The sequence below is a fragment of the Microcoleus sp. LEGE 07076 genome (genome assembly GCF_015207455.1).
Lineage (GTDB): Bacteria > Cyanobacteriota > Cyanobacteriia > Cyanobacteriales > Microcoleaceae > Microcoleus.
Window position 1 is genome coordinate 1 of record NZ_JADEWV010000305.1, and the last position, 5,313, is coordinate 5,313.

Sequence of the window (5,313 nt, forward strand, 5' to 3'; positions counted from 1 at the left end):
GAACAACGCAACGGCCGGATTGATAGGAAGCTTCAGCGCTCGCCTGTTGTTAATTGCCATTATTTTGTGTTGCCGCAGCGAATTGAAGATCGAGTTTTAGAGGTTTTAATTCAGAAGACAAAAACCATTCAATCAGAGTTGGGAACTTTGACACCTGTTGTCGAAAAAAGTATGTCTCGTTTGCTGCATAATGGGATTATTCACAAAGAACTGGGAAAAATTACTCAATCCCTTGAACAAATATCTGTAAGGTGCGTCAGTCCTAATTCAAGTACGCAGTTAGAAACATTTAATACTGACGCACCCTACACAATAAACTCAGAAACAATTAATCCTAACACATCCACCGCCATTGGCGAAGAATTAGAAGAAATTCGCCTTCGCAAACAAGACCTCACTAAACAGATTTCCGAACTCCAAGAAATGCTCAAGAAATCGCGGGATTGGTTAGGTTTAGATGACCGCCATTTCCGGGATGCAATCTCAGCTTCATTGGAAATTTTAGGTGCACAGCAACTCAAGCCCATTGACGTAATCGCAGCAAACCACAATCCAGAAACAGCGAAATGGGAAATCCCTGCACTTAACCAACGAGTCGGGGCAGATCCAACTTGGACAGTGACGCTGGATACCTTGAGAAAACCTCGCCAAAGAAGTCAACAACTGTGGGATTGGCGTAGGGAATCTCCCATCCGACCAGTGGTTTTTCGTGACCCTGGTTCTCTGGATGGCGAAGTGGTACACTTGCATTTAGAACACAAAATTGTGCAGCGATTATTGGGACGATTTTTAGCCCAAGGATTTCTGCATGATGAATTAACTCGCGCTTGTATTTGTCTCACGGATGACCCGATTCCTAAAGTTATTGCCTTGGGGAGATTGTCACTTTATGGAGAAGGTGCTACCCGACTTCATGATGAAGTAATTGCCGTTGCTGCGGAGTGGACAGATCCGGCAAATAGGGGGCGGAAAAAACTGAAGCCTTTGGGAGAGGGAGAGAAAGAAAATGTATTGGAGTTGCTAGAAAATTCTTTGGCAAATCCGCGATTGCGAGAGGTTTCTGAAGGGGTAAAAATTCGCCTAAAGGAAAGTGCGTCTCAGGATGTTGAGGAGTTAATTCCGAACCTGGAAAGTCGGGCAGAAGTATTAGCCCAAAGGGCAAAGCGGAAGTTAAATGAGCGCGGTTTGAAAGAAGCAACTGAGATGAAGAAAATTTTAGAACAGCAGCAACAGCGCATTTTAGCACGGCAACAAGAAACTCAAGCGGTTCAGTTATCTCTTTTTCCTGAAGAGGAACAGCGACAAGTGGATGCTGATAGGCGTTATTGGCAGAAACGTTTGCAAAGTTTGTCTGAGGAATTAGTGAAAGAACCGGCTCGAATTGAAGCGATTTATCAGGTAAAAGCGGTGCGAATTGAACCAGTGGGGTTAATGTATTTATATCCGGTGTCGGGTTGAGTCTGAGTAGGGTGCGTCAGAGTCTAGGTAGGGTGCGTCAGGTGATTATTCATAGTTATAGTTGGGTATTTTAAAGCTGACGTACCTTACAATTTAGGAAAGTAGGGTGCGTCAGCGGTTATTCATAGTTATAGTTCAATACGGTTCACTTAACACAGATCCCCCTAAATCCCCCTTAAGAAGGGGGACTTTGAGAGCATTCTTGTCCCCCCCTTTTTTAAGGGGGGTTAGGGGGGATCTGTCTTAAGTGAACCGTATTGAGTTATAGTTGGTATTTTAAAGCTGACGCACCCTACAATTTAGGAAAGTAGGGTGCGTCAGGCGGTTATTCATAGTTATAGTTGAGTATTTTAAAGCTGACGCACCTGACAATTTAGGAGAGTAGGGTGCGTCAGGCGGTTATTCATAGTTATAGTTGAGTATTTTAAAGCTGACGCACCTGACAATTATAGAATTTAGAAAAAAGCTAAAGTCAGGAGGAACAATGGCACAAGATCCAGAATTAATCAGACATAAAGAATGGTTGGGATTCCTGCAACCAGTGGGACTTGTTGTGTCGCCTCCCGCCTTAGTAAAATTTCAGTGCGTGCCGAATCGCAATATCGTTGAATTGCAGCAAGCTTTCCAAGAAATTATTACCACAAATAGCGACGAAAGTCAAGCATTAATTTCAGATTTTCCCGCCTTTGTTGCCGAGGTTTTGGGGTGGGAACCCTATGATTTAGTGGCAGAAATTGCAGCAGAATTCACGGTGCTACTTCCTGACTACGGCGAGACTTTAAAACCAACTTATACAGTTCTAGATCCCGAAGCAGTTCGCCCCTGTATATTAGTCCAAATTATAGAAAATAATCGCTCTTTTGATGAATTAGATTTAGAATCAGAAAAAGCCGGTCAGTGGAATGCTTCGCCACAAGCAAAATTTGAACGCTTATTGCGCGAAACGAGCGTTAACGTGGGGTTATTGTGCAACGGTTCGCTATTGCGCTTGGTTTATGCGCCGCGTGGCGAATCGTCGGGGTATTTGACGTTTCCGGTGGCGGCGATGTGCGAAGTGGCCGGCCGCCCAATTTTAAGTGCGATGGTAATGCTGTTAGGTTCGGATCGGATTTTTGTTGCGCCACCGGAACGCCGTTTGCCAGCTTTGTTGCAGGAAAGTCGCAAATATCAAAGTGAAGTTTCGACAAAATTAGCCGAACAGGTTTTAGATGCACTCTGGGAATTATTGCGAGGATTTCAGACTGCGGATGAGGCGAGTAATGGTAAGTTATTGAGTGAAATTGCTCAAACAGAACCGCAGCATATTTATGGGGGATTGATTACAACTTTAATGCGGTTGGTGTTTTTGTTGTACGCCGAAGATGAGGGATTGATGCCGCAAGATTCGGTGTATGCGCGGAATTATGCGGTGACGGGACTGTATGAACGGTTGCAAATTGATGCGGGAAATTATCCCGATACGATGGATCAGCGGTATGGCGCTTGGGCGTGGTTATTGAGTTTGTTTGGGTTGGTTTATGAGGGCGGCGGCCATTTACCTCAGTATTTACCGGCCCGTCACGGTCAGTTATTTGACCCGGATGAATACCCGTTTTTACTAGGTAAAAAAGTAGGGTGCGTCGCCGCCGAAAATCTCGGTGAAATGTCAAAAACTGAACAAGCGACGCACCAAACAAACTCAGTAGGGTGCGTCGCCACCGAAAATCCCGGTGAAATATCAAAAACTGAGAAAGCGACGCACCAAACAACTCAAACAGCGACGCACCAAACAAACTTAGAAACAGCAACGCATCTTACAGAAGTGCCGCGTATTTCCGATGGGGTGATTTTTCAGGTATTAAATCGGTTGTTGATTTTGGACGGAGACAGACTTTCTTACCGTGCTCTCGATGTCGAACAAATTGGTTCGGTTTACGAAGCGGTGATGGGTTACGAAGTCGAACGGGCCCAGAGTCCATCTATAGGAGTGTGGAGTAAACCTAAAAGTTCAAAAGTCTCAGTTACGGTTGTGGTTAGCGTCGAGGAAATTCTCAAAACTAAGGCAAATGACCGCGCTAAATTCTTAAAAGAAGTGGCGGGATGCGAGATTACTGGTAATTCCCTCAAAGAGTTAAAGGAAGCGAAAATCGCCGATGATATAGTCGCGGCGTTAGGGCGGAAAGTATCAGCGCAAACTCCCACTTTAATGCCTGTGGGTTCTCTTTATTTGCAACCAGGCGAAGAACGGCGGCGCAGCGGTTCCCACTATACCCCGCGTGCGATGACGGAACCAATTGTTAAGGAAACTCTCAGACCGATTTTAGCAGCATTGGGAGAAGATGCCACGCCAGAAGAAATCTTAGAGTTAAAAATTTGCGATTTGGCGATGGGTTCGGGGGCGTTTTTGGTGGAAACTTGCCGCCAGTTAGCAGAGAGGTTAGTGGAAGCTTGGAACAAACACAATTCTTTGCCGGAAATTCCCCTAGATGAATATCCTTTGTTGTTTGCGCGGCGATTGGTAGCGCAACGGTGTTTGTATGGGGTGGATAAAAATCCGTTTGCAACTAATTTGGCGAAGCTGTCGCTATGGTTGGTGACTTTGGCGAAGGAACATTCGTTTACTTTTTTAGATCATGCGTTGAAATGTGGCGATTCTTTGGTGGGGTTGACTCGTGCAGAAATTGGGGAATTTGTTAAAGCAACTGATATTTATAATGCGCCTTTGTTATCCTTGCTGAAAAATCGGGTAGACCAAGCTAAGGTTTATCGAGATGAAATTGGTAAGTTAGCTGATGATAAAGATGAGGAAAAACGGGAACGTTTCCAAAAAGCCGAACAGGAATTAGAGGAAGCTAGGTTGACGGGAAATATTGCTGTCGCGGCTTTTTTTGCTGGAGAGAAAGATAAGGAACGCAAGGAAAAAAGAATCGACTTTTCGCAAAAAATTAATGCTTGGCGTTCAGGGGTTGTTAATCTCAAGCAAATAGAAGGTATTGCTGAAAGTTTGCAGAGGTTACAAAAGCCGATTCAGCCGTTTAATTGGGAGATAGAATTTCCCGAAGTGTTTGACAGGAAAAATCCTGGTTTTGATGCGATTATTGGAAATCCACCGTTTGCTGGTAAGAATACAGCCATTAATGCTAACGCGCCCGGATATATGGATTGGTTAAAGGTAGTTCATCCCGAATCGCACGGAAATGCTGATATAGTAGCGCACTTTTTTAGACGAGGGTTTACGATTATGCGAAAAGGTGGGTGTTTTGGTTTAATTGCGACAAATACCATTGCTCAAGGTGACACGCGCAGCACTGGTTTAAGATATATCTGTCAGAATGGTGGCACAATTTACAATGCAACAAAACGGTTTAAGTGGATTGGTTCGGCCGCAGTTGTAGTCAGTATTGTGAACGTCCAAAAAGTAGATACAGTAAGGTGCGTCGCTACAGATATTCTCGATTCATCTCAAATATCTCCCGCAGCGACGCACCCTACGCAACTCCCAGCGACGCACCCTATACTCGACGGGCGACAAGTTCCGCTAATTTCTGCATTTTTGTTTCATGCGGGGGGTAATCAAAATCCTCAAACTTTATTAGCAAATGCTGAGAAAAGTTTTCAAGGTAGCATTGTGCTAGGTATGGGGTTTACATTTGATGATACAAATCCCGATGCGACAACCATTACAGAAATGCACCGTTTAATCGAACAAAATCCTAAAAATGCCGACCGCATTTTTCCTTATATCGGCGGTGAAGAGGTTAATTCGAGTCCGACTCATGCTTATCATCGCTATACGATTGATTTTTTTGATATGAGCGAAGCTGAGGCGTGGGAATATCCAGATTTGATGCAAATTGTTAAAGATAAAGTTAAGCC

The 5,313-nt window shown here is 44.3% G+C and carries 2 protein-coding genes; both read left to right on the forward strand.

What is annotated here, in order from left to right:
• On the forward strand, positions 1-1,458 hold a 1,458-nt coding region (locus tag IQ270_RS27820; protein WP_228056767.1), incomplete at its 5' end, for an MICOS complex subunit MIC60.
• A gap of 484 nt (positions 1,459-1,942) precedes the next feature.
• A partial coding sequence (locus IQ270_RS27825; RefSeq protein ID WP_228056768.1) for a DNA methyltransferase occupies positions 1,943-5,313 on the forward strand: 3,371 nt, incomplete at its 3' end.